General features: G+C 50.4%; 23 protein-coding genes. 17 read left to right on the forward strand and 6 right to left on the reverse strand.

Going from position 1 to position 25,552, the window contains the following annotated elements; all coding sequences use genetic code 11:
• Positions 1 to 37 precede the first annotated feature (37 nt).
• Entirely contained in the window at positions 38 to 796 is a 759-nt protein-coding gene (locus AC50Y5_RS22035; protein ID WP_494863754.1) for an MBL fold metallo-hydrolase, read from the forward strand.
• A gap of 131 nt (positions 797 to 927) precedes the next feature.
• Here AC50Y5_RS22035 and AC50Y5_RS22040 read toward each other — a convergent pair whose 3' ends face one another.
• Positions 928 to 1,284, reverse strand: coding sequence for a DUF1304 domain-containing protein (locus AC50Y5_RS22040; protein WP_056032024.1), 357 nt, complete (start codon positions 1,282 to 1,284; stop codon positions 928 to 930).
• Positions 1,285 to 1,482: 198 nt separating this feature from the next.
• Here AC50Y5_RS22040 and AC50Y5_RS22045 point away from each other — a divergent pair, with 198 nt between their 5' ends.
• The 7 genes from AC50Y5_RS22045 to AC50Y5_RS22075 all read left to right on the forward strand — a co-directional run bounded on the left by AC50Y5_RS22045 (position 1,483) and on the right by AC50Y5_RS22075 (position 12,000).
• Complete coding sequence (locus AC50Y5_RS22045; RefSeq protein WP_494863756.1) at positions 1,483 to 4,005, forward strand: GH39 family glycosyl hydrolase; 2,523 nt, start codon at positions 1,483 to 1,485, stop codon at positions 4,003 to 4,005.
• Between the two features lie 306 nt (positions 4,006 to 4,311).
• Positions 4,312 to 6,588, forward strand: coding sequence for a glycoside hydrolase family 3 C-terminal domain-containing protein (locus AC50Y5_RS22050; RefSeq protein WP_494863758.1), 2,277 nt, complete (start codon positions 4,312 to 4,314; stop codon positions 6,586 to 6,588).
• 38 nt (positions 6,589 to 6,626) lie between these two features.
• The gene (locus AC50Y5_RS22055; protein ID WP_494863760.1) at positions 6,627 to 7,997 is read left to right on the forward strand and encodes an MFS transporter; all 1,371 of its coding nucleotides are present in this window, start codon (positions 6,627 to 6,629) and stop codon (positions 7,995 to 7,997) included.
• A gap of 289 nt (positions 7,998 to 8,286) precedes the next feature.
• The gene (locus tag AC50Y5_RS22060) at positions 8,287 to 8,547 is read left to right on the forward strand and encodes an HPr family phosphocarrier protein (RefSeq protein ID WP_494863762.1); all 261 of its coding nucleotides are present in this window, start codon (positions 8,287 to 8,289) and stop codon (positions 8,545 to 8,547) included.
• Between the two features lie 395 nt (positions 8,548 to 8,942).
• A complete protein-coding gene (locus AC50Y5_RS22065; RefSeq protein ID WP_099517520.1) occupies positions 8,943 to 9,764 on the forward strand; it encodes an AraC family transcriptional regulator in 822 nt (273 codons plus the stop codon).
• A gap of 208 nt (positions 9,765 to 9,972) precedes the next feature.
• Complete coding sequence (locus AC50Y5_RS22070) at positions 9,973 to 10,962, forward strand: aldo/keto reductase (protein ID WP_056032007.1); 990 nt, start codon at positions 9,973 to 9,975, stop codon at positions 10,960 to 10,962.
• A 21-nt stretch (positions 10,963 to 10,983) separates the two neighbouring features.
• Positions 10,984 to 12,000, forward strand: coding sequence for a hypothetical protein (locus tag AC50Y5_RS22075; RefSeq protein ID WP_494863765.1), 1,017 nt, complete (start codon positions 10,984 to 10,986; stop codon positions 11,998 to 12,000).
• Positions 12,001 to 12,133: 133 nt separating this feature from the next.
• Here AC50Y5_RS22075 and AC50Y5_RS22080 read toward each other — a convergent pair whose 3' ends face one another.
• The gene (locus AC50Y5_RS22080; RefSeq protein WP_494863767.1) at positions 12,134 to 12,961 is read right to left on the reverse strand and encodes a hypothetical protein; all 828 of its coding nucleotides are present in this window, start codon (positions 12,959 to 12,961) and stop codon (positions 12,134 to 12,136) included.
• 275 nt (positions 12,962 to 13,236) lie between these two features.
• Here AC50Y5_RS22080 and AC50Y5_RS22085 point away from each other — a divergent pair, with 275 nt between their 5' ends.
• Positions 13,237 to 13,368 (forward strand): hypothetical protein, encoded by a 132-nt coding sequence (locus AC50Y5_RS22085; protein ID WP_257790767.1) that lies wholly within the window; start codon positions 13,237 to 13,239, stop codon positions 13,366 to 13,368.
• Between the two features lie 61 nt (positions 13,369 to 13,429).
• On the opposite strand, the gene AC50Y5_RS22090 is transcribed toward AC50Y5_RS22085, so the two are convergent.
• The 3 genes from AC50Y5_RS22090 to AC50Y5_RS22100 all read right to left on the reverse strand — a co-directional run bounded on the left by AC50Y5_RS22090 (position 13,430) and on the right by AC50Y5_RS22100 (position 15,330).
• On the reverse strand, positions 13,430 to 14,272 hold the full coding sequence (locus tag AC50Y5_RS22090; protein ID WP_056031998.1) for a 1,4-dihydroxy-6-naphtoate synthase: 843 nt from the start codon (positions 14,270 to 14,272) through the stop codon (positions 13,430 to 13,432).
• Positions 14,269 to 14,919, reverse strand: coding sequence for a futalosine hydrolase (locus AC50Y5_RS22095; protein ID WP_494863770.1), 651 nt, complete (start codon positions 14,917 to 14,919; stop codon positions 14,269 to 14,271). The genes AC50Y5_RS22090 and AC50Y5_RS22095 overlap by 4 nt, the downstream gene beginning before the upstream one ends.
• A gap of 195 nt (positions 14,920 to 15,114) precedes the next feature.
• Positions 15,115 to 15,330, reverse strand: coding sequence for a hypothetical protein (locus AC50Y5_RS22100; protein WP_494863772.1), 216 nt, complete (start codon positions 15,328 to 15,330; stop codon positions 15,115 to 15,117).
• Between the two features lie 291 nt (positions 15,331 to 15,621).
• Here AC50Y5_RS22100 and AC50Y5_RS22105 point away from each other — a divergent pair, with 291 nt between their 5' ends.
• From AC50Y5_RS22105 to AC50Y5_RS22140, 8 genes are all read left to right on the forward strand, one after another.
• Entirely contained in the window at positions 15,622 to 16,704 is a 1,083-nt protein-coding gene (locus tag AC50Y5_RS22105) for a lactonase family protein (RefSeq protein ID WP_494863774.1), read from the forward strand.
• A gap of 73 nt (positions 16,705 to 16,777) precedes the next feature.
• Positions 16,778 to 17,752 carry an aminoglycoside phosphotransferase family protein gene (locus AC50Y5_RS22110; protein WP_494863776.1) on the forward strand — a complete coding sequence of 325 codons (975 nt, stop codon included), beginning with the start codon at positions 16,778 to 16,780 and terminating at the stop codon, positions 17,750 to 17,752.
• 69 nt (positions 17,753 to 17,821) lie between these two features.
• Positions 17,822 to 18,478, forward strand: a complete 657-nt coding sequence (locus AC50Y5_RS22115) for an SGNH/GDSL hydrolase family protein (protein ID WP_056031984.1) — start codon at positions 17,822 to 17,824, stop codon at positions 18,476 to 18,478.
• 482 nt (positions 18,479 to 18,960) lie between these two features.
• Positions 18,961 to 19,677, forward strand: a complete 717-nt coding sequence (locus AC50Y5_RS22120) for an ABC transporter ATP-binding protein (RefSeq protein ID WP_494863885.1) — start codon at positions 18,961 to 18,963, stop codon at positions 19,675 to 19,677.
• Positions 19,674 to 21,035 (forward strand): ABC transporter permease, encoded by a 1,362-nt coding sequence (locus AC50Y5_RS22125; RefSeq protein WP_056031981.1) that lies wholly within the window; start codon positions 19,674 to 19,676, stop codon positions 21,033 to 21,035. Before AC50Y5_RS22120 ends, AC50Y5_RS22125 begins: the two co-directional genes overlap by 4 nt.
• A 63-nt stretch (positions 21,036 to 21,098) precedes the next feature.
• Complete coding sequence (locus tag AC50Y5_RS22130; RefSeq protein ID WP_494863785.1) at positions 21,099 to 22,181, forward strand: efflux RND transporter periplasmic adaptor subunit; 1,083 nt, start codon at positions 21,099 to 21,101, stop codon at positions 22,179 to 22,181.
• 255 nt (positions 22,182 to 22,436) lie between these two features.
• Positions 22,437 to 23,504, forward strand: coding sequence for a cation diffusion facilitator family transporter (locus tag AC50Y5_RS22135; protein ID WP_494863791.1), 1,068 nt, complete (start codon positions 22,437 to 22,439; stop codon positions 23,502 to 23,504).
• A gap of 212 nt (positions 23,505 to 23,716) precedes the next feature.
• The gene (locus AC50Y5_RS22140; RefSeq protein WP_494863793.1) at positions 23,717 to 24,229 is read left to right on the forward strand and encodes a C40 family peptidase; all 513 of its coding nucleotides are present in this window, start codon (positions 23,717 to 23,719) and stop codon (positions 24,227 to 24,229) included.
• A gap of 72 nt (positions 24,230 to 24,301) precedes the next feature.
• On the opposite strand, the gene AC50Y5_RS22145 is transcribed toward AC50Y5_RS22140, so the two are convergent.
• Positions 24,302 to 25,525: an MFS transporter gene (locus AC50Y5_RS22145; RefSeq protein ID WP_056031973.1), complete on the reverse strand. Its 1,224-nt coding sequence runs from the start codon at positions 25,523 to 25,525 to the stop codon at positions 24,302 to 24,304.
• Positions 25,526 to 25,552: the final 27 nt, after the last annotated feature.

Consider the following 25,552-nt stretch of genomic DNA (forward strand, 5'->3'; position numbering starts at 1 on the left):
AACCTATTAAAGAGCAAGATTAAAGGAGGAACAGCATATGCAAATGACCCAAATCCGCAATGCAACTTTGAAAATAAATTACGGCGGCCATACCTTTTTGATCGACCCTTTCTTGGCGCCAAAGGGGACCTATCCGCCTTTCCCCAATACAGCTAACCAAGAGCAGTTTAATCCGACGGTCGAGCTGCCATTCCCAGCGGAGCAGCTGCTCCCTGTTGATGCCGTTATTGTCACGCATTTGCATGTGGATCATTTTGATCGGGCTGCGGCGGAGCTTCTGCCGAAGGACATGGTGATTTTTGCCCAAAACGAGCATGATGCGGCAGCGATTCGCGAGAAAGGCTTTGAGCAGGTGCAGATTTTCACACCATCAGCACAGCTCGGGGAAGTCAGCCTCAGCCGAACCTATGGACGGCACGGCACAGGGGAAATCGGCGAGCGTATGGGCGAGGTGTCGGGAATCGTGTTTCAGAATACGCAGGAGCAGACGCTTTATGTGGCGGGTGATACGATTTGGTGCGAGGAGACGCAAGCGGCAATCAAGGAATACGAACCGTCAGTCATCGTCGTGAATGGCGGCGCGGCACAATTTTTGCAAGGGGATCCCATTCTGATGACGAAGGAAGATATATATGCTGCGCATCTCGCGGCGCCGCAGGCGGTTATCATCTCCTCCCATATGGGGGCGGTCAATCATTGCATGCTGTCCAGACCGGAACTGCGCGAATATGCAGCAGGCAAAGGGCTAAGCGGCGTAATCCTCGTGCCAGAGGACGGCGAAACGATTATTAGTTAATCATGCGGCTTATGAACATAAAAAAATCTACAGCCTGTCGCTGTTATAGCGAAGCTGGAGATTTTTTTCAGTTGCATGCGTTGGATTGCTTGAGCAAAAGCTGGAAGTTGTTGCTCTACAGCCCGCTCGATCTAGGTAAACAGCACAAGCAGCAGCGCAATTAGCGCAGGCAGCCCCTGCATAACCAAGATGGAGCGTTTAGTAGTAAGACCGCCGTACAAAGCAGCAACGAGTACGCAAATGAGGAAAAACAGCTGGATTTGATAGCCGAAATCGGCATTCGGATGCACAAGGCCCCAAATCAGGCCAGCGGCCAGAAATCCATTATATAATCCTTGATTGGCGGCAAGCGACTTGGTTTGCTCAGCAAACTCAGGTGTCAAATTGAATGTTTTGCGCGTCCGAGGTTTCGTCCACAAAAACATTTCCATAGCCAATATATACAAATGCTCGGCAGCCACCAGGGCAACGAATATAGCAGCTAACATAAGGATACCCTCCTGAAATAAACTCAAATATTGGAAAAAAATGATCCCTACCCATCTTACTCCTAACCGCTTCTACAATCAAGCGCAGATTATGCTTTTACGCTATCTTCGCATGACTGGATTTGACAGTCCTGTGAGCAGGTGATACGTTGAGTACACATAACAAAAGGTCAAATGAACGAGGCGGTTAGGACATAGATGGACCATACTTATGAAATCATTCAGACGGATCATGAGCTTCCGCTGCATATTTTTTTTCATAACGTCAGATACGTCCCGAATCATTGGCATGACAGCATGGAGCTGCTGTTCGTGCTTAAGGGCAAGGCAATCATTGCTGTACAAGGCAAGCCTTTCGTGCTTAATGAAGAGGATATTATCCTTATTAATAGCAATGACATTCATACGATACAATCGGATCAGGAAAATCTGCTGCTGGCGCTGCAAATTCCGGATTCTTTTCTGCGCGAGCAGGGGGTGGACACGGAGCAGACCGCCTTTGAGTGCAATTCCTGCTGGCATGCTCAAGGCGATCAGCAGAAGTTTATTGAAGTGCGTACGCTGCTGTCCACCATTATGTGGAATTATAATAAAGCCGGATATGGCTATGAAATTAAAGTCCGCTCCCTGCTGCTGGAGCTGATTTATTTGCTGCTGCGCAAATTCAGAAGCACGCAGGAGAAGCGGGAGTATCCGATTAACCGCCGTACGATGGCGCGGCTCCTCCATTTGAATGAGTACATTCAGGAGCACTTCAATCGCCCGCTGACGCTGAATGAGCTGGCCGAGCGTGAAAATTTCTCCGTCTCCTATTTATCGAGCTTCTTTCAGAAAAGCATGGGTGTGACGTTCCGCACTTATATTACGCGCATTCGGCTGGAGCATGCGGTCAAAGCGATGCTGACGACACAGGAGCCAATTATTAAAATCGCTTTGGACAGCGGCTTTCCTAATTTGAAAGCTTTCCATAAGGCTTTCAAAGCGGTCTACCAAATGACGCCGACGGAATATCGCGGCCATCGCGGGCAGCATTTGCCTGAGGCGGAATTGTCCGAGCCCTCCAGCGATAATTATTTGGCTTTTGACCGGGAAAATGCTTACATCAGCTTGTTTAAATATTTGCCAACGGAAGCTAGTGCTGGAACGATTGCGGCTGCTGATCAAGGCTCCATCTGCCGCTCCGTACAAATCCGTGCCTCTGGCAGCGGGCGGACACTGAAGCATACTTGGCGCAGCTTATGTACGATCGGCAAGGCGAAGGAAGCGTTGTTTGCTCCCGTCCAGCAGCATTTACGGATGGTGCAGCAATCCATTGGCTTTCAATATATTCGCTTCCACGGCATCTTCGATGATGAAATGATGGTGGCGCGGTTGGGGCCGGACGGCAAGCCCCTGTTCAGCTTCGGCTATGTCGATCAGGTGGTCGATTTTTTCCGAAGCATCGGGCTGCGTCCCTTCTTCGAGCTGGGCTTTATGCCGGGCGATTTTGCAGATCAGTCGAAGTTTTTCTTCCATAAAAAAAGCTACATGAGCATGCCTAATGAGATGGAGCATTGGACCGCGCTGATGGAAGCGTTCATTCAGCATCTTCTCCATCGTTATGGCAGTGTCGAGGTAAGCAGCTGGCGCTTTGAATTTTGGAACGAGCCGGATGGCGGGCTGTTCTGGCCAGATCCGTTTGAACGATACCTGGAACTATATGAAGCGAGCTTTAAGGCGATTAAGCGCGTGTACCCGCAGGCGCAGATTGGCGGCCCATGCATGCAGGGAGACACCATCGTGGATCGCAGCTATTGGATGGAAAAATATTTGGCTTACTGCACCGAGCATGAATGCTTGCCTGATTTTATCACCATTCATATGTACCCGATTGAATATGCGGTAACGGAGTCAGAGCATGATCAAGTGCCCCAAATCAGCGATTTCCGCTACGCGGGCGAGGACTATGTTCCCAAAATGCTGGGCAGGGTGAAGCGCAAGCTGCTGGAGCTTGGATGGACAGGCACTGAGCTGCATGTGACGGAATGGAATGCAACGCCCCATCATCGAGAGCTGACGAATGATACTTGCTTCAAAGCGGCATACATTGCCAAAAACATTGTGGAAACGCTGGATGAGGTGAGCAGTCTGGGTTACTGGACGGTAACGGATTTACTGGAGGAGCTGCCGCTGCCGCAGGAGGCATTCCACGGCGGACTTGGCCTGATTACGAATAATGGGCTCAAAAAAGCAGCCTTCTATGCCTACGAACTGCTTGCCAAGCTGGGCTGCAAGCTGCTTGACCGCGGCGATGGCTACTGCCTGACGATGTCGAAGGATGGCGCATATCAGCTGCTGCTGTTCCATTACGCCCATTTTGACCAGATGTATCTCCAAAATGATATTTCAGGCATTCAGCCGCATCATCGGTATGCCGTCTTTAATCATAACGACCAGCTGGAGCTGACCATACAGCTAGAAGGGCTGGAGCCAGGCGCTTACCGCATACACCGGCATGCGATTAACCGGGAATCGGGCAGCTCCTATGATGAATGGCTGCGGATGGGCGCGCCCGCTGAGCTGATGCCGCCGGATATTGACTATTTGAACCACTGCAGCGTGCCGAAGCAGCATATGAGCACCGAGACAGTAGGGGATGTATTGACGCTGAAGGGCCTGCTTGCGCCGCATGAGGTTCAGCTGCTGGAGATTAAACGGGAATGGCAGCACAATACCATATAAAAGGCAGAAAGACCTTCGTCCGATTATACAATCGGCGGAGGTCTTTTTTTTTGCAGAAGGCGGCGGCCATATGGCCTTTTTTATTTTCTTTTTGAAAGAGTAAGAAAGAGGAAAAAGGATAATCATAAAAAGTGACATTGTTTTCAGTGAAACGAGGGAAGGAAAGCGCTAAACAAACGCACTATACTTAAATTAGTTGATAAAGAAATGGGGATAGGAGCAAGTTATGCTTCGAAGTCATCCATTTTTTTCTGTGGGGTAGAACAGGAACTCATCATCACCTATATCGAATTGGAGGTTTTTACATTGACGAGAAACATTCAGGATATCGTAGCTCAAATGACGCTGGAGGAAAAAGCCGGACTATGCTCGGGGCTTGATTTTTGGCATTTGAAAGGTGTCGAACGTCTAGGCGTACCTTCCATTATGGTAACGGATGGACCACACGGCTTGCGCAAGCAGCAAACGGGTGCGGATCATCTGGGCATTTTCGACAGTGTGCCAGCAACCTGCTTCCCTTCTGCAGCTGGACTTGCCTGCTCATGGGATGAAGAGCTGATTGGCAAAGTCGGCGTTGCGCTTGGTGAAGAATGCCAGGCAGAAGATGTTGCCGTCTTGCTTGGGCCAGGCGTGAACATTAAACGCTCCCCGCTTTGCGGACGCAACTTCGAATATTTTTCCGAAGATCCTTATTTGTCCTCCGAGATGGCAGCAGGCCATATCAACGGTGTACAAAGCCAAGGCGTCGGAACATCGCTGAAGCATTTCGCCGTAAACAATCAGGAGCATCGCCGCATGTCGACGGATGCAGTTGTTGACGAGCGTACGCTTCGCGAAATTTATTTGGCAAGCTTCGAGGGCGCGGTGAAAAAAGCGCAGCCTTGGACGGTTATGTGCTCGTACAATCAAGTGAATGGCGTATTTGCTTCCGAGAATGTAAAGCTGCTTACCGATATTTTGAAGGATGAGTGGGGCCATGAAGGCTTTGTCGTCTCTGACTGGGGCGCAGTTAATGAGCGCGATCTGTCGCTTGCGGCAGGCATGGAGCTGGAAATGCCGGCAAGCAATGGCGTAGGCGAGAAGAAGGTTCTTGATGCGATCAGCAATGGCACATTGACGCAGGAAGCTTTGGATCGCGCGGTAACGCGCCTGCTTCGCATTATTTTCAAATCGGTAGATGAGAAAGTTAAGGATGCTACGTATGACAAAAACGCGCATCACCAATTGGCAAGAACCGTTGCCAGCGAGAGCATGGTATTGCTTAAGAATAAAGGCGGTTTGCTTCCACTTGCGAAAAACAGCCGCGTAGCAGTTATCGGCGCTTTTGCCGAGAAGCCAAGATTCCAAGGCGGCGGCAGCTCGCATATTGTACCGACAAAGCTGGATAACCCAGTTGAAGAAATTAAGGCGCTCGTTAGCGATGCATCGGCAGTTGTTTATGCGCAAGGCTATCACGCAGGTGATGATGCCATTGATGAAGCGTTGATCGAAGAAGCGAAGCGCGCTGCAAGCGAGGCGGAGGTTGCTGTCATTTTTGCAGGCTTGCCTGACCGTTATGAATCAGAAGGGTATGACCGCGAGCATCTCAATCTGCCTGAAAATCAAAACAAGCTGATCGAGGCTGTTGCCAGCGTTCAAGGCCGCGTCGTTGTTGTGCTGCTCAATGGATCAGCGGTGCTGCTGCCATGGCTGGATCAAGTCGATGCTGTGCTTGAAGGTTATTTGGGTGGACAGGCCGTTGGCGGAGCCGTTGCAGATTTATTGTTTGGAGAAGTGAATCCTTCCGGCAAGCTGGCAGAGACGTTCCCGCTGAAGCTTAGCGACAACCCTTCATTCCTGAACTTCCCGGGCGAAGGCGACCGCGTTGAATACAAAGAGGGCATCTTCGTAGGCTACCGTTATTATGACAAAAAGGAACTAGATGTTCTGTTCCCGTTTGGATATGGCCTGAGCTACACGACATTTGCTTACAGCGACTTAAAGCTAAGCGCAGCGAGCATCAAGGATACAGACGAGGTAGAAGTAACGGTCAATGTGACCAATACAGGCAGTGTAGCAGGCAAAGAAGTGGTGCAGCTTTATGTGAAGGATGTAGCAAGCACCGTAATTCGCCCAGAGAAAGAGCTGAAGGGCTTTAAAAAGGTTGCGCTCGCGCCGGGCGAGACAAAAACGGTGAGCTTCGTGCTCAATAAACGTTCTTTCGCCTACTACAATGTGGATATTAAGGATTGGCATGTGGAAAGCGGCGAATTCGCTATTTTGATTGGGCATTCCTCGCAGGAAATCGTTCTTGAAGCGACGCTTGCAGTTGAATCTACCGTTAAATTGAAAAAGCATTATACGCAAAATACGACACTGGGCGACTTGTATAACAATGAAGAAGCGACTGTCATTTTGCAGCCATATATGAAGAAATTCCAAGAGAACAGCCCGCTCGGCGGCGTTGATGAAGATGATGCCCATGCGGAAATGATGGTCAAAATGATGCAATACATGCCGCTTCGCAACCTGATGGCATTCGGCGGCGATGGCTTCACCAAAGACATGCTTGACCAATTAATTAGAGAGCTGAACAGCTTATAAATTAGCGTTTAAAGCTAGGTAAAAGAGGAGAATGTGCGATGAGTGCGAATCAGACAGCAAGCGGCGTTCAAGACGACGCGTACCATAAAGTAAGATGGTCGGAACGAATTGGTTATGGTTTTGGTGATGCAGCCAGCAACCTTATCTTTACAGGGGCGGCTACGTTTCTAACGTATTATTATACGGACGTAATGGGACTTGCCGCAGGCGCAATCGGAACGATGATGCTGATTGCCCGCATATTGGATGCCTTCCTTGACGTCGGAGTAGGGGCATTGGTAGACAAAACGAAAAATAAGCATGGCAAAGCTCGTCCATGGCTGCTGTGGATGATGATTCCATTCGCCGCTTCAGGCGTATTGCTCTTTACGTTCCCTGATGTCGGACCGGGCGGAGCGCTCGTGTATGCCTATGTTACTTATTTGCTCATGAATTTTATTTATTCGTTCATTAACATTCCATATGGGGTGTTGAACTCGCTTGTTACGCAGGACGGCTATCAGCGTTCGGTGCTCAATATCGTTCGTATGCTTGGTGCGCTTGCAGGGGCAATCGGCGTCAGCTTCGCGACGCAACCGCTTGTTAAAGTATTTGGCGGCGGCGAAAAAGGCTGGATATTGACCTTCACGATTTATGGCGTTCTATCTCTCATTATGTTCTTCATTACCTTTAAATCGACACGTGAGCGCGTAAAGCCTTCCGTGTCGCAAAAAGAAATCCCTTTCAAGCAAGGCTTGGGAGCGCTATTCCGCAATAAATATTGGGCGATTATGCTGCTATTCGCTGTCACTGTTTACACAAACTACGGCATGAATGGTTTGAATATTTATTACGCACAGTACATGTTGAATGATGCTGAGCTGCTGGGCCTTCTCAGCTTTGCCGGATTGATTCCTATTGCGGTCGGTTTGTTCTTGATTGCTCCACTTATCAAGAAGTATGGCAAACGGAATGTAGCGCTTGTCGGCAGCTTTATTATGATTTTAGGCTCGCTGGTTATATTGATTGATCCAACGAATGTTACATTTGTTATTGTTGGCTTGGTGGTTAAGGCGCTTGGCATGACGCCAATTCTTGGTACGATTTTCGCCATGCTGGCCGACACCGTAGAATACGGCGAATGGAAAACAGGTGTGCGTACAGAAGGACTCGTATACAGCGCAGGAAGCTTTGGTACGAAAGCGGGCAGCGGTCTGGGCGCAGCTATTATTGGCTGGGGTCTGGCGATTGGCGGATATATCGGAGGACAAGAGACAATCAGCTCTTCCGCAAGCAGCGCGATTCACTTCATGTTTATTTACTTGCCGATTATTTTAGGGGTATTGCAGATGGTCATTTTGTATTTCCACAAGCTGGATAAATTGTATCCGCAAATTGTAGCTGAATTGAAAGCTGTTAAAAAAGCTTAATACGAGGCTGCAAACAATTAATTTTATAAGCTGAACTAAAGAAAGCGATGGGGAGGGGAGAAACGGAGAGAAAGGTTGGAACTGGAGAGAGCCACAGCTTTCCGTAGGAAAGCCACTTCGTAAGCATCGGCTTGTCCGCCTTTGTTTTCGGATTTCATCCTCAACGAGGAATAAAAGCAAGAAATCAGAAAACAACAGCGGCCGGAAGTCCAACCTTTCTCGCAGTTGCGACCATCGTCCCATGCTAATCAATTGTTCAACTTATATAGAATGAAAGGTGCTGACAAAGATGAAATCACATGATACGTTAACGAAGCAAAATGGCTTTAATGTGTTGTTTGCGAAAGAATTCACGACGCTTGCTTCTTCCTTCGAATCCGAGATCCGCGTCATTTGGCAAGCGAAAAACATTATTTCCGATGGCAAAAGCATTTTGGGCTTAATGGCGCTCGATATTATGAAGGGTACGCCAATCAAGCTCACGGCTGAAGGTACAGACGAGGATCAGGCGATTGAGAAATTAGCCGCTCTATTCGAAAGTCACGAATAAGGAATGCTCTGGGTCAGAAAAGCAGAGTAAAATTGCACAGTAAGAAAATCATAAAAGCAGGGAGAGGAAAACCTCACCCTGCTTTTTTTAGTGAATTCAATTGAAATCGAATAAAAATTTTATTTTTTTAATCAAACATTGTTTAATACGGTGTAAATTCATTCAATCATGTGAAAAGCTAAGGCTGAAAAGGGCATTTATTATTAAAAAATTGCATCCGTTTAATTGTGTCAGATGTTTGAAAACTGTGCTATTATTATCGGAAAGCATCCAAAAAGCAGCGCCCCCAGTAGGGGCTGTTTTTATATAGAGAAATCATGAGTGGTATTGCCTTGTTGCAGCAGTCGTTCGCCACATCACGATGCAAGATAGCGTAGAGAGGGATGAAGGTCATCATGGCAGTGTTTCAGTATAATCCGGAGCGTCCCTTTCGTGATGGCCCGGATATGTATTTGCTTTATTGGGGCAAAGAGGCATGCAAGCCTTGTCATCTCATAGGGCCAATCGTAAGGGAAAACTTTAAACTGCATTTCATTCATAAAGGAAAAGGGACTGTGAAGGTAGCGGGCAAAACCTACACGCTTACAGCCGGACAAGCCTTCCTCATTTATCCGCAGGTGCTTATTTCTTATGAATCGGACGAGAAGGACCCGTGGACGTACTCCTGGATCGGTTTTTTTGGAGAGCAGGCTGCCCAAATCATCGCCCGGACATCGATTACGCCAGAAAACCCCGTATTTCCCATGGATATGAAGCTGATGCCGACGTTGTATGACCAGTTGACGGAAGCTGTATCCCACCAAGCCAGCAGTGATTTGCGCCTTCAAGCCATTTTATATGAGTTTTTATCGCTGCTTGTCGAGTTGGTTCCTTTAACGGAAAGCAATAGCAGCAATGCCGCGCGCAAGCAGGAAGCCTACATTCACCGAAGCATGGAATTTCTGCACGCCCATTACAGTGAACGAATTACGATGGAGCAGCTCGCTGACGTACTCGGCCTGGATCGCAAATATTTGTCTTTTCTGTTTAAAGAGGCTGTGGGCATGCCGCCGCAGCAGTATTTGCTTAACTATCGGATGAATAAAGCTTGTGAGCTGTTAGGGAAGGGCATCTACAGCATCAGTGAGGTGGCGCGTTCCGTAGGGTATCAAGATGCGCTGCTTTTTTCTAAAATGTTCAAAAAGGTAAAGGGAACACCTCCGCGCAATTTTGAATAGTTATTTTACAAGCGTAAACGGCTGAAGCCGCCCTCTGGTGGCAAAGCTGCTGTTTTGTGTAGAAATATAGAGAATGGATGGAAAAATCATATACTTCCTATGTTTTAAAAAAGGACATTATTCCATAAACATCATCCTTGCTGACATAGGATTCATAGTCGTTTCTCGGTACAATAGGTTTATATTAAACCTGAGGAGGAACAAATGAATGAGCTATTTGGCAAGTCATAATCGATATGACACTATGACATATAACCGCAGTGGGAGAAGCGGATTGAAGCTGCCTGCTATTTCGTTAGGGCTGTGGCATAATTTTGGCGGTATTGATTCCGTAGAGAAAGGCAGAGAAATGGTTAAACGGGCATTCGACCTTGGTATAACGCATTTCGACCTGGCGAATAACTACGGACCGCCTCCGGGCTCTGCTGAGCAAACGTTCGGCAGCATTTTGAAAGCCGACTTTGGGGCTTACCGCGACGAATTGATCATTTCGACAAAAGCCGGTTACGGCATGTGGGAAGGGCCTTACGGCGATTTTGGCTCCAAAAAATATTTGGTGTCGAGCCTTGACCAAAGCTTGAAGCGCATGGGACTCGATTATGTCGATATTTTCTATCATCACCGTCCAGATCCAAATACGCCGCTGGAAGAAACGATGGCTGCGCTTGATCTGATTGTGCGCCAAGGCAAAGCGCTGTATGTTGGCTTGTCCAACTATAAGCCGGAGCAGACGCGTGAGGCATCGCGCATTTTGAAGCAGCTGGGTACGCCTTGTCTGATTCACCAGCCGAGCTACTCGATGATTAATCGCCACGTTGAGGATGGCTTGCTGGACGTGCTGGAAGAAGAGGGGATTGGCTCCATCGTATTTTCCCCGCTTGCGAAAGGGATGTTGAGCGATCGCTATTTGAATGGCATTGCTCCAGATTCGCGTGCGGCTGGCCCAAGCGTGTTTCTGCGTCCAGAGGAAATTACCGATGAGCTTATCGTTAAGCTGCGCAAGTTGAACGAAATGGCAGCCGGCCGCGGCCAGAAGCTGTCGCAAATGGCGCTGGCATGGGTGCTGCGTGGCGGACGAGTGACTTCCGCGCTTATTGGTGCCAGCAAAGTCAGCCAGATTGAAGATGCCGTACAGGCGCTTGCTGTTGCTCATTTCACCGATGAAGAGCTGACGCTGATCGATCAGATCTTGCTATAGGCAAAGGAGGGGGATGAGGCAATGGCTATAAAGGCGCAACCATTCATCAATCGGGTGCTGCTGACGCTTGATGCTCACCTCGCCAAGGATGCGAATGGGATGTTCTACGAACGCTTCCTTCATGCGGACAAGCAGGCAGGCCGGAGCGATGTGTATGGGACGGCGGATGCCGCCAATCTGCTATACACGGTGAACGGGCTGCCGGAGGCAGAAGCGGAAAAATCCGCATGGCAGCAGGCGCTGCAAAGCTTTCAGGAGCAAGGCAGCGGCATGTTCCGCGGGCTTTACCATAATGAGCTGCATAGCGCGGCGTTCGCAATATCGGCTTTGGAGCTTTTTGATGGAAAGCCACTATATCCGCTTCAGCAATTTGCAGCCTATAGAAGCAAAGAAGGGCTTTACGAATTGCTGGAGCAGCTGGATTGGGTACAGCAGCCTTGGGGAGAATCGCAGAAGGGCTCCGGCGTCTTCGCAAGTCTGGTGCTCGCGCAGGAAGTAGACGCTGCGTGGGAAGCCTGGTACTTCGACTGGTTGAAGGAGCAGGCCGATCCGGCAACGGGCTTATGGCGCAAAGGCTGCATGGTTGATGGAGATGGCGAGCTGCGCGGTGCGCCGCTCTTCCACCATTTGGCTGGCAGCTTTCATTACCTGTTTAATATGGCTTATCGCGAGCAGCCTATTCCTTATGTGGAGGCATTGGTCGATACTTGCATCGCCTTGTTCCGCAGCGAGCGGTGGGAGCAGCCGAAGGAGCAGCTTTCCTTTTTCGAAATCGATTGGGTTTACGTGCTGGGCTGCTGCCTGAAGCAAACGTCCTATCGCCGCGAGGAAGTGCTCGCTGTTGTTCGGGAATCGGCAGCACCTTTCCTTGCCTATATCGAGAAGCTGGGCGAACAATCGCCAGCAGAGCCGTTCGAAGATTTGCATTCGCTCTGCGGCGCTGTAAGCGGCCTTGCAGTCATTCAACAGCTGGTTCCAGAGCTTGTCCTTACGGATCGGCCCCTGCAATTGGTATTGGACCGCAGACCATTTATTTAAGCGTCTCATTAAACAATAAATAGGATGAAATTCACCCCATTCACCCCCTAGAATAAACATGGGATAACCAGCTGGTTAGTTCGATGATATTCTAAGGGGTGTTTGCTATGGATAAAAATAGATGGACGGTGCCTTATGAAGCGAGCAGTGCATTCGCCTTTGTAATAATAGCGGCAATCTGTTCCTCGCTGCTGTAGATCGCCTGCTTTTTATCCAGAATGCTTTGCTGCAGCGTCAGCAGCTTAGCGAAGGAGCGCGAAGCGGCTGCGGCATCGCCTTTCTTCACAGCTTGGGTCAATAGCTTGCCTTCGGCCGTAATAAGCTTGCGGCTGCTGGATATGCTGCTTTTGGCGGAGCGGATTTTGATGCGCTGCGAGGAAGCAGTCTCCAATAAGGCGCGCGTCTGCTTCGCTTTCAACACAGTGGCGGCTTTAAGCTTGCTGTAGGCCTCGCTCTTATTTTTAATATCCAGCTTGGCGAGCTGGACGGCTTGCTTCGTTTGCTCCAGCTGCGCCTTCATCACGGCATTCAGCTCCTTGCTTTGCAGCAGCTTGGCGGCTTCCTGCTGCTTCCTCAGCGAAGCGTACAGCTCAAATAGCGGCTGATAATGCTCCTTCGTCTGCTTAACGTCAGCTGCCAGCTTGGCAAGCTTCTCCTCATTCAATTGCTTGATGCGCTGCCGAATGGCAACAAGCGCCTCTTCATTGCGATAATGGCTGGCGGTAATTTTGCCTTCCCAAGCGTCTTCCTGCTGCTGGGCAGACAGCAGGCTGTCATATTGCTTCTTGAGCTGGGAGGCTGATGAAGAGTCAGCACCCGTGGTCAGTTTGTCAAAGGCCGTCTGAACGGTGGGCGAAAAAGGCAAGAGCGACGTGGCAGCGGTGGAGAGTGATGGCAGCGTCAGAAATAAGGATAATGCGATTAGAGCAGTGAATACATGCAGCGGCTTGAAAATAAACATAGTGGAGCCCTCCTTTAAAATGGTGGAAATGAAAGACGTTGAAGGGCAGCGATAAAGGGCATAGTCCCGAATGCACGCAAAAAAGCACCCGCAAGAAGGACGCCTGAGGCGTCTTCTCTTACGGGTGCTTCCATCGTAAGCCGCTGCTATTCAAATAATTATTTCCAAATATACTAAAAGGAAGGCCATTCGTCAAGCTCTTTCGTAAGGACTGTTCCCCCCGCCGATTCTCCTGTATGATAGTAGGAAAAGAGACGAAAGGGAGGAAGCAGCGAATGAATGTGCCTATAGGCGTTTGGATTTTTTCAGGCTTAATCGTTATATTGCTGACATGGATGACACTTTGGGTGACAAAAAAAGCGTATTCGAAAAAATGGGACGATTCCGATCAGGATATCGGGACGTAATTCGACGAGCCTATATTTTCACAACGAGTAAGCATCACACGTAACAATAGCCCGTCCTAAGCTAAGGCTGAAATTTCAGCAGCTCAGGATCGATGGCTGGCACGAGCCCTTCCTGCGCAGCGCGATTCAGCAGCGTCGTTATCGCCTCATATCCGCTATCGCCGAGATTGGCGGTAAAGTCATTCACGTATAGATCAATGTGCGCCTTCGCTACGGCAGCGTCCATCTCTTGGGCATGCTGCATGACGTAATCGCGAGGCGCTTCTGGATTCGCCCATGCATAAGCGACTGAGGCCTGAATCCACTTCGTGATGGCTGGCAAATCGAGCGAGCGGCGGGCGATAATGGCGCCGAGCGGTATAGGCAGTCCCGTATCCGATTCCCACCAGCTGCCAAGATCCGTCATCATGGATAGGCCAAAGCTTGGATACGTGAAGCGCGCTTCATGAATGACAAGGCCAGCATCGATATGTCCGTCGCGAACGGCAGGCATAATTTCATGGAATGGCATGATGACGATATCGCCGACCCCGCCGGGAACGTGCTTCGCCGCCCAAAGCCTGAACAGCAAGTAAGCGGTGGAACGGTCGCTTGGCACTGCTACGCGTTTGCCTGATAATGCTGCCGCATCCGTGCGGGTTCCAGCTGTCAGGACGAGCGGGCCGCAGCCTCTGCCCAGCGCACCGCCGCATGGAAGCAGCGCATAATCTTCCAGCACCCAAGGGAGGGCGGCGTAGGAAACTTTCAGCACATCAAGCGGGCTGTCGCCGCTGGCTGCCAGACGATTGGTAATGTCGATATCGGCATACGTAATTTCCAGCTCTGGTGCATCCGGGATAAGCCCGTGCGCCCAAGCGTGGAAGACGAAAGTATCGTTCGGACATGGAGAAAAAGCGATTTTCATACAAGCACCTCCAATAGTGTGGAGCCCGCAGCTTCCAAAGCCTGCAAAGCTTCGCCAATTCGCCATGCGCTGCGGTCCCTTGGGCCGATCGCATTCGAAATGGCGCGAATTTCAAGAACGGGAATGCCAAAGCTTTGTGCAGCTGCTGCAACGCCAAAGCCCTCCATCGCTTCAGCGGCGGCGCGAGGAAAGCGCTCGCTCAGCGCTTGGGCGGTGGCGGCAGTTCCGGTGACGGTCGACAACGTTAAAATGGGGGCCAGCGCTGCAGCAAGGCCAGCCTGAGCGAGTGCTGCGGCTAAAGCGGAGGCTTGTGCGCCAGCCTCGATTGTAGAAGAACCGAAGCCAAGGGTGTCCAGGCTGCTGAAGCCATCCGGTGTCTCTGCCCCAAGATCGGCGGCAATGATGGCATCGGCTATGACGAGCGAGCCAACGGCTGCGCGGCCGGGAAAGCCTCCGGCGATTCCCATGCAAATGACGAGATCATAGCTGCCCCGTGTGAGAGCGAGTGTCGTGCGGACAGCGGCTTCCGCTGGGCCAACTCCGGCTTCTGTCACATGAAAGCGCAGGTTGTTTTGCAAGCCTCGACAAACTGCATCCTTCTCAGCTGTGACGGGGGTCATAATTAAAATGTTTGGGCCAGCGTCCATCAGGCGCAATCTCCTTTAACGGCAAAATTTCGCACCATCATGCGGGAGTAGATTGCATCTACGGCCGCATAATGCTGCGAAAAGCTAGGGTTGTTGCTTTTTCCAAGCTTATTACTTAATTATAGTACGGTTGCAGACGTAAGGAAAGGCGAGCGCTTTCCCGGCTGCAAGCGATGATCGAGCCGCAGACAACGGCTATTTGCGTTTCATTTCAAAAAACTCGCATTGCTCCCGGGAAAAATAAGTGATATCGCTGACGCTCGTCTGAATGACGACCTGCGTATCGTCGAAACGGACCATGTTTCCGCCGGAGCACACAATATAATCATTTTCAAAGACGCGCAGCCGAAGCTCCCGCTGGAGTGCCTCCTCGAAATCCGCATCCGTTATCAATTTACGGTTTATCGCCATCCTCAGACTCCTTTGCCCATTAAAATTAAACCTTATAAAGGCGGTACGCCCTAGCGCTATGATAGACCAGCCAGCAGCCTGTTGCAACATTGTGCAGCATAACAGCCGTTTGTTCAGGAGAGATAAAAACCGTAGCAACAGCACTTGGTTTGTGCGCAGACTGCTAGTACAATAGGAGGGAAAGCTTTAATGCGGGAAAGCTGGCAAGGCAAGCGGCAAGCTCCGCTGCCATAACGTCAGCCCTTACACGCAGCGGGACAGGTCCCGCTAATTTGAAGGAGGAATAAAATCGTGTCTGTACATAATGAACGAGTTGTCGTATTTGTCGGGTCCTATGCAGAGGCTGCGGCGAGCGGCGTATATGCGTATGCTTTTGATGAAAAGGAAGGCAAGCTGTCGCTGCTGGATGAAGTATCCGGCCTCAAAAATCCAACGTTTCTGAATGTCGATATTCCAAGCAAACGGCTGTATGCCATTGCAGAAGGGGTATCCGCAGCAGGCGCCAAAATTGGCGACGCTGTAGCTTTTGCCATCGACACGGACAAAACAGCATTGACCGAGCTTAACCGCAGCGAAGGGATTACGGCTCCGGCTTGCCATATTCAACGCGATCCATCCAATCGCTATTTGCTGCTGTCGAGCTACCATGGCGGCAGAATCAGCCTTGTTGCGCTGACGGACAATGGAGAGGTAGGAGAACTGCTCGATATCGCCCAGCATACGGGAGTAGGCCAGCACCCGGAGCGGCAAAATCAGCCGCATCCCCACAGCATACAATTCAGCCCGGACGGCCGCTACCTGTTCTCGCCGGATCTGGGCATTGACCGTATTATGGCTTATCGCATTGATGACCAAGCGCAAAAGCTGGTTTTCCACGGCGAGACCGTGCTTCATGGCGGCGCTGGCCCGAGGCATATGGCTTTTCACCCCAATGGTCAATTCGCGTATGTCATTAATGAAGTAGATTCGACGGTTACCGCGTTCCGTTACGATGCTGAGGCGGGTACGCTTGCGGCGCTGGCAACTGTTCCAACGCTTCCTGCTGATTTTGACGGTGAAAATACATGCGCCGAAATTGCCGTTTCCGAGGATGGCAAATATGTATACGGCTCGAATCGAGGGCACGACAGTTTCGTAGTGTACGCCATTAATGAAGCAGACGGCAAGCTTACCCTTGCTGGTCATGTGCCGATTGAGGGCGAGCACCCACGCCATTTTGCTTTTGTGCCGGGTGGCCAATATATTATCGCGGCTAACCGCGACACGAATAATTTGGCTGTATTCCGCGTAGATGCGGCAACAGGGCTGCCTGTGTATACCGGACATTCCGTTACGGTATCTGGGCCCGTGTATGTGCAGCCTGTATTAGTGTAGCAGCAGGAAATAGCTGAGGCGAGTGTGCCTTGAATGCGGCTAGAAGCGAAAAGAGAGGGAGAGGTCAGCAGAGATGAGATGGCCATCAGCATGGATGCAGACTGTCATTAGCGTACATGGAGAACGCGGCGAGCAGTGGCTTGCGGAGCTGGATGCGCTGCTGGCAAGCTGCGCGGAGCAGTGGGAGCTGCAGCTGGCGGATCGATCGCCGTACGAGCTGACCTTTAATCTGGTGCTTCCGGCGCTGCGGAAGGACGGAAGCGAGGCTGTGCTGAAGCTGGGCGTGCCGTGCAGAGAAAGCCGAACCGAGCTGGCCGCGCTTCAGCTGTACGAAGGGCGCGGAGCGGTTCGCCTGCTGGCATCGGATGCAGAGCGCGGTGTTATGCTGCTGGAGCGGCTGAGGCCGGGACAGCTGCTCTCGGAAGTGGCAGACGATGCGGCGGCCGTCCGCATCGCTGCGGAAGTGATGCGTAAGCTGGCTGTGCCAGCAGCGGACGCAGCGGCTGTGGGGGAAGCGGCCGAAGGCGTAAGCTTCCCTACGGCTCTACAGTGGGCGCGCGGGCTGGAGCGGCTGCGCCAGCGCCATGATGGCGGCACCGGGCCGCTGCCGGAGCCGCTCGTCCGGCAGGCTCAGCTGACGTTCGGCCAGCTATTCGCCACGGGCAAGAGCGAGCCGCAACTGCTGCTGCATGGCGATCTGCATCAGGGCAATATTTTGTCCGCCATGCGAGAGGGTGAAGCATCTGCCGGCTGGCTGGCGATTGATCCTAAGGGCGTCATCGGCGAAGCGGCTTATGGCGTCATTCCGCTGCTGATGAATCAGCTGCCTGAGACACGGGCGGAGCGAATCGAGTTGCTGCGTAATCGCGTCCATATTCTTAGCGAGGCCCTATGCCTCAAGCAGGAGCGTGTTCTCGCCTATGGCTTCAGCCATATGGTGCTATCCGCAGCATGGTGCGTCGAAGATGGGGTTGGCGATTTCCATGCCGCACTTGAGACGGCGGCTTGCTTTGCAGAGCTGCAGCGTGAGGAGCCGGGGCTTGAATAGGTAATAAAGCAGAGCCTTTCAATCGAACATGCATCATTATTTTATCCATTATTAAGGAGCTGGGATGAGATGAGCGAGCAGCAATTGACCGTTTTATTTCAAGGGGATTCCATTACAGATGGTGCGCGCGGGCGCAATGATGATTTAAATCATATTTTAGGCCACAGCTATCCGTATTTAATTGCCTCACGCCTTGGCTATGAATTGGCGGAGAAAGCGCCCCATTTCATTAATAAGGGCATTAGCGGCAATCGTGTCTCTGATTTGTACGCCAGATGGAACGAGGATGCGCTCAGCTTGAAGCCGGATGTGCTCAGTATTTTGATTGGCGTCAATGATGCGGGGCGCACGATGTCTGGCGAAGCGAGCGGCGCAACAGACCGTTTCGAGCGCGCTTACCGGCATTTGCTGGAGGAGACAGCCGAAGTGCTGCCGCAGACGAGGTTCGTCCTTGTCGAGCCTTTCATCCTGAAAACTGGCGTGACGTTGGAGCGTTGGGATGAATGGCAGCAAATCATTAAGGGATACCAAGAAAAAACAGCTGCTCTAGCAGCAGAGTATAATGCGGTTCTTGTACGTGTGCAGCATGTGTTCGACAAAGCGAGCGAAGTGACTGGTGCAGCCTACTGGCTATGGGATGGCGTTCATCCGACAGCGGCGGGGCATGAGCTGCTCGCCCGCGAGTGGCTGTCTACGGTGCAAAACAGCAGATTAGCGATTAAATAGCAATAATGATGTTTTTTGAACCCGTCCGCGTGTTACTGCGTATAGATTTGTAGAAATCGGAGCAGTGAGCAGCGAGGCGGCATCATACGCAGGCGCAGCTACAACAAAGCATCCCCATTTCGCTGGAAATTGGGGATGCTTTTCTTTTATTTTGCAGAAAAGAGTACGCATGCATGTCAAAAATAGAAATTTTAAGGTGTAAAGCTTCATTTAGCGAGTCTAAGTAACTAATTTGTAACTACTTTTTATGAAGAAAGGAATAAAATTCATGTAGCTTTTTTAAAGATTAGGAAGCAATGGCAGCAGTATTGTTCTTTTACAGAGGTTATAGTACGATTGAAATATCGAGGATAATTATGGAATATAAAACAGTTAAAGCTACAAGCGCTTTGGCTGTATTTTGTGTAGATAGAGTTGCCGCCAGAGGACGGCGACAGCCGTTGTGCTTGGGAAGATTTAGAGAGACAAGGGGAGTGAAGGATTTGCTTCGTGTAGAGGGCTTGTCCCATGCATTTAAGAACGGCAATGAGACGACGCTGGTTCTTCAACAGATCGATTTTCGCGTAAACAAAGGGGATATGGTCGCTTTGCTGGGCAGCTCAGGCTCAGGAAAGTCGACGCTGCTTAATCTGATGGCGGGACTGATGAAGCCGACGGAGGGCAGCATTTATATTGCGGGCCACAACATCGTAAATATGAATGAAAACAAGCTGGCGGAGTTCCGCCGTGAGCATATCGGGTTTATTTTTCAGGCCTATGAGCTCATTCCGAACTTGACGGTTCGTGAAAATATCGAGCTGCCGCTCGTGTTTCAATCGACGCGTCCTTCAATTCGCAAGCAGAAGGCGCTGAAGCTGCTGGAGCAGGTCGGCATACCGGATAAAGGGGAAATGTTCCCTTCCCAGCTGTCGGGCGGACAGCAGCAGCGTGTCAGTATTGCGCGCTCGCTTATTACAGAGCCATCGGTTATTTTCGCCGATGAGCCTACGGGAAATTTGGATACGAAGACGGAAGAGGAGATTTTGGCCATTCTCAAGCATTTGAACAAGACGATGAACACGACCTTTATTATCGTCACCCATGAGCGCGAGGTTGCGCAGCAGACCCAGCATATTATTACGCTTCGCGATGGGCTGCTGGAAAAATCGCAGCCTGCTGTTAAGCTGGACAAGCATCCGGTAGAGGAGGCTGTCCATTGAGAGTAAGCGATCTTACGAGGCTGTCATGGGATCAGGTCAGACGGCGTAAAGTAGTTACCATGCTGTGTGCAGCCGGCCTGTCGATTGGCTGTGCCGCTATTATTTTGGCGATGAGCATTGGGGAATCTACGCAGAAAATTGTCGAAACCCAGCTCACGAGCTATTTGAAAATGGATGAAATTACGGTTATGCCGGATAATGGCGCATCCGCCGGTCCCGGAAGCCAAAGTACGGCAAGCGATGAAGTGAAAAATCGAGGCAAGCTTTCTGATCAAAAGGTCGAAATCATGCGCAACATTAAGCACGTAAAGGCTGTAGCAGCCATGCAGCAGCTGAGCTACATGCAAATGACGACTACTGATGATAAGCAGGCCTATGCCGAAATTATTGGAACGGATTTGAGCAGTCTGGAAGCCTTCGGCAATACGTATTGGCAGGGCTCGGCGTCGGATGCTCCAAACTCTGTAGTAATAAGTTACGGTACGACGCTTGGACTAATGAATCAGGAGGAGCAGAATAAGCTGTTTGAGGCCATGAATTTAAATCCAGGCGATTCAACACTGCAAGACCAATATATGACGATGATGACTACACCTTCCGCCTTGTACCAGAAGCAGATTCAGCTGGTGAACTACGATCAGGACAACAAGAAAAGGATCAGTGAGGCCCTTCGAGTCGTAGGGGTATTGAAGAAGCCTAAAGGTGTTTCCGACATGCAGCTTTCCAATGACCGCAAAATTTATGTATCGATTGAAACGGCGAACAGTCTGCGTGAGCAGCTCATGCAAAGCAGCGGTGAAGAGACGGCTAACGGCACCTACAATCAAGTAACGGTCAAGGTGGATGCGGAGGAAAATGTGAAGCAGGTGGAGGAGCAAATCAAGAAGCTCACCTTGAACACCCAATCCAATCTTTTGCAAAAAGAGGCCCTTGAAGAGCAGTTCGCTGTGTTCAAAAGCATTGCGGTAGGCGCAGGCGTATTCATTCTTATTATCGCCTCGATTTCCATTATTGTGGCGATGACGATGTCCACATACCAACGGCGCCGCCAAATCGGCATTATGAAGGTGCTTGGTGCCAATCTAGCGCAAATTCGAAATATGTTCATTGTAGAAGCAGCCCTGCTTGGACTGCTGGGGGGACTGCTGGGCGTTTTATTTTCATACTGGATCGTATGGGGAATTAATGCCCTTATTTTATCGATGTCTACCGGCGAGGAAAATATGTCCATCTTCATTCCGTTGTCTGCTATTCCGGTCGGACTGGCGTTTGCCGTGATGACGGGCATTATATCGGGGATTTATCCGGCAGTCAGCGCTTCGCGTACCGATGCATTGACCGCAATCAAGAGAGACTAGAGGGGTCCTGCACTATGGTCAGGGCATGTCTGAGCCAGCGAGGAACCAGGGGGAGAAGAAGAGATGAAGAAAAAGATTAAATGGATCATCATCGGGATTGTATTAATCGGAATAAGCGTGGTGCTGTACTCCATGTCGAAGCCGCCGGAGATGGTCGATATGTCGGGCGATTCACAGGCCATTACATTTCAGGTGACCAAGGAGACGCTCGTCAATACGATTCAGGTTAAGGGCAAGTCGCTATATGAGCAGGAAACGTCGGTCTATGCGCCTTTCAGCTCCAAAGTGACGCAGTGGAAAGTGAAGGACGGTCAGCAGGTGAAGAAGGGCGAGGTATTGTTCACGCTTGACCAGACCGAGCTGCAAAATCAAATTACGCAGGAGGAAGCGGAGCTGCACAAGGCTGATCTGGAGGCAAAGCTGCAAGCTTTTGTTACGAATACGGAAGATGAGCTGGGCATGCTTGAGGCGACGGAGGTTGAGCGCAAGAAGGCGCTGGCCGCCAAGGAAATTGCCCGTTTGAACCAGGAGCTGAACGATGTGAAGGAATCGATTGGGCGCAAAGCGCTGACGCAAAAGCGGCTGAAGCTGAATGAATCCCAATATCGCTCACCAGGCGACGGTATTTTTCTGTTTGATCAAACGGCTAAGCAACTGCAAGCAGTTGGCGACAACCAGCTGATCGGCAAAATTGTTGATCTGAACAAGCTGCAATTCATCGCTCTTGTCGGGGAGCAGGATGTATTCCGCATTAAGCAGGATATGTTGGTCAAGGTCAAGATGACTGCGATGAAGGATGTTTTGCTTGAAGGCAAGGTGCTGCGCGTATCCAAGTTCGCGAAAACCGGCACGGATCAAAATAGCCTCAATCAAGCTGCGCAATTCGAGGTTGTTATTTCGCTTGAGCCAAGCGAATATTTGATTGCAGGATTGACGCTCACTGGCGACATTGAGATAAGCCGTAAGGAGAGTGCACTTGCTTTGCCTTCCATTGCTATTATGAGCGATCAGGCTTCGTCTTATGTCATGCTGGAAAAAGGCGCAGGCCAATATGAGCGTCAGGACATCAAGGTCGGGATGTCAGCGGGAGATAAGGTAGAAGTGCTTGAAGGCTTGAAGGAAGGCGACATCGTCTCCTTGCAATAAATAGAAAGCCCGAGTGTGCGCGTCTAAGCTTGAAAAAGCTGGGCTGCGCACACTCGGGCTTTTTTATTTGGAAGCAGGGTGGAGAAGGCGAAGGAATGAATGCTTTTTGGACGAGTGGAGAAAAATAAGGAAGCGCATTGGTTGACAAATGTGTCCAGCTGGTTCATTATATAATATATGAATACATGCTCATATGTTATATTTTTTTGAAAAAGCGAATTGTATCGCTTTTAATAGCAGCAGGAGGTAGAGAATATGGACACGAAGAATAAGCATCAACACAGTCATGGGCACAGCCATAGCGAAGGTGGTCACCATGATCACGACCACAATCACGACCACAATCACGACCACAATCACGATCATCATAACGACCATAATCATGACAACAGCCACGGTCATCATCATGGGCATGACCACTCCCATGGACCGGGCGGCCACCATCATTTTGATGTCAATGGCAATAAGGTCGGCTTGATTATTGCGTTGTCGATTACAGTCGGCATTATGTTTCTTGAATTTTTCGGCGGCTTGCTGACGAGCAGTCTCGCGCTGCTTGCCGATTCCGGCCATATGCTGAGCGATGTGAGCGCGCTTATTCTTAGCCTGGTTGCCGTCTGGTTTGCCAGCAAGCCCGCTTCCAAGACGAAAACCTACGGCTTTTACCGCTTCGAAATATTGGCCGCGCTGTTCAACGGCATTGCCTTGTTCGTCATAGCCGGGTTTATTGTATGGGAGGCTTACCATCGCTTGTTCGATCCTCCTGCTGTCGCCAGTGGTTCCATGATGCTCATTGCGCTTGTTGGCCTGCTGGCGAATTTGGCCAGTGCTTGGGCTTTAATGCGTAAAGGCGATGTGCATAACAACTTGAATGTCCGAAGCGCTTATCTGCATGTTTTGAGCGATGCGCTTGGCTCGGTCGGGGCTGTGCTCGCTGGGCTGCTCATCTACTTGTTTGATTGGAATATTGCCGATCCGATTATATCGGTGCTCGTGTCGGTGCTTATTTTGCGGAGTGCCTGGAACATTATTAAGCAAACTCTCCATATTCTCATGGAAGGCACGCCGCCGTCGATTGATCAGGAGAAGGTAAAGCGGGTGCTTGCGGAAATCGAAGGCGTTATAGATGTGCATGATTTGCATATATGGACGATTACATCGGGTCTTGATTCACTGAGCTGCCATTTGCTAGTGGAGGATAGTCATGACAGCCAGCATATTTTGCAGCAGGCGCTTGCGAAAATCGAGCAGCAGTTTGGCATTTCGCATACGACGATTCAAATAGAAACGTCGCTGATTCAGCATTCTGAGATGAAGGTTTAGCAGGCTGAGCATGAGCTTTTTGGCAAATTGCGCCTCGAAAATAAAAGTCAAGTAAAAGTGCTTTCATAATTAAAATGGATTTTTAATGAAAATGATCGGTTCAAGGCGTATGTAGGGGTTGTCCTCTCATTGGTAATTGGTGGGGTAAATAGCTGTGGTATGGTATTAGCAGGCATTATACCGCATCTGTTTTTACCAAAGGAGGATACATCATGAATAGCACAAAGAAAACCCTTATGGGCAAAACCTTGCTAGGCAAAACGTTACTTAGTGTCACGTTAAGCCTATCCGTTGCTTTGACCGGCGCTTTGGCTGTACCAGCAGCAAAGGTAGAGGCCGCAACTTCATCCACAGCCAGCAGCGTCATTGCAACGGGACAGAAATTTCTGGGCGTTGATTATAAATTTGGGGCAACGTCGGGCAGCACCAGCTCATTTGACTGCTCATCCTTCACACAGTATGTTTACAAAAAGAACGGCATTACGCTCCCGCGCTCATCGCTGAGCCAATCGAAGGCCGGCAAATATGTATCCAGAAGCAATTTGAAGGCTGGCGATCTGATTTTCTCCGATACGAATAGAGACGGCGTCATTAACCATGTCTCCATTTATATGGGGAACGGCAAGCTGCTGCATACGTATCGGAAGGGAATCGGCGTAACGATTTCTACTTTTTCCGGAAGCACATGGGACAAAACGTATGTAACCGCACGCCGGGTCATATAGATATTTAACGACAAAAGCCCCGCCCCTACTGATTAAAGGCTTAGCCTTATCAGAGGGAGCGGGGCTTTTTGGCTATGGACGGGCAGGCTGCTTGCCTGTGTCTGCTGCATTCTGTGCTAAGCCGCCGAGCGCGTGGGTTTTCAGGAACAGGGCAGCTGCGATCAGCATCAGCCCGTTGATGATGAATACCCAGCGAATCGGGATGATGCCTCCAAGCACGCCGCCAATGACGGGAGCCAGCATCGTTGCGAACATGGTCCCCGACTGATTGAGGCTGAAGGCTCGTCCTCTAAAGCTGCTGTCCGTCACCTTGACGATCAAGGCATTAATAGCCGGGTAGACGCTGGCGAAAAACAGCCCATAGATAAATCGCAGCGCGCCGAATTCTACGTAATCGCTGACGAAAAATTGCAAGCAATTGCCGATCCCGCCGCCGACAAGTCCTATGAACAACACCTTGGAAAAACCGATCCTTGAACCGATTTTGCCCCACTGCGGTGCTGCAATGAGCGTGGCGATCCCGACGGCCGAGAAGACGATGCCTGACTGCAGGGCAGCTTCGCTGCCGCTAACGCCAAGCTGCATGACATAGACGGTGAGCAGCGGCTCCAGAATCATTACGGAGAACGTTGCCAGAGCCGCCAAAATCAGCAGTGTGGTGAAGGAACGGTTGGATAGTGCAAGCTTCAAATCCTCTTTGATCGAGGAACGGGCGCCTGAACGGTTGAAGTTTTTTTCCTTCACGAAAAAGACGGCAATAAGCGCGGCAATCAGGACGATGCCTCCTGAGAACAGGAAAGCTTCGCGATTGCCGATGTAATGACTGACGACCCCGCCAATGACGGGGCCGAGAATACCGCCTGTCGCGCCTGCTGTCGCCATTATGCCAAGAGCATAGCCTGTTTTGTGCTCCGGCGTGTTGGTGGCGACTAGTGCGATCGAGGCTGGAACAAAGCCGGCAAGCAGGCCTTGGAAAATTCGAAGCACAACGAACAAATAAGGATCATAAATAAAGTAGGTCATCATGTAAAGAACGGCTAGGCTAAACCCCGAGCGAATGAGCATCGGCCTGCGGCCATATTTGTCGGCGAGCGACCCCCAATAAGGGGCAATAAGCGCGCTTGCCAGAAAGGTAATGCCGAAAGAAATGCCGGACCAAGCCTCCAGATGCTTCTCAACACCAAGCTCGGTTGAGAGAAACAGCGGAATAAATGGAATGGAGGTGGTGAAAGCCGTACTCGTAAAAAACACGCCAATCCACAATACATATAAGTTTCTTTTCCAAGAAAAATCCATGTGCAATCACATCCTGTAGGTTCCATC

Source organism: Paenibacillus sp. JT22N7 (assembly GCF_059383875.1).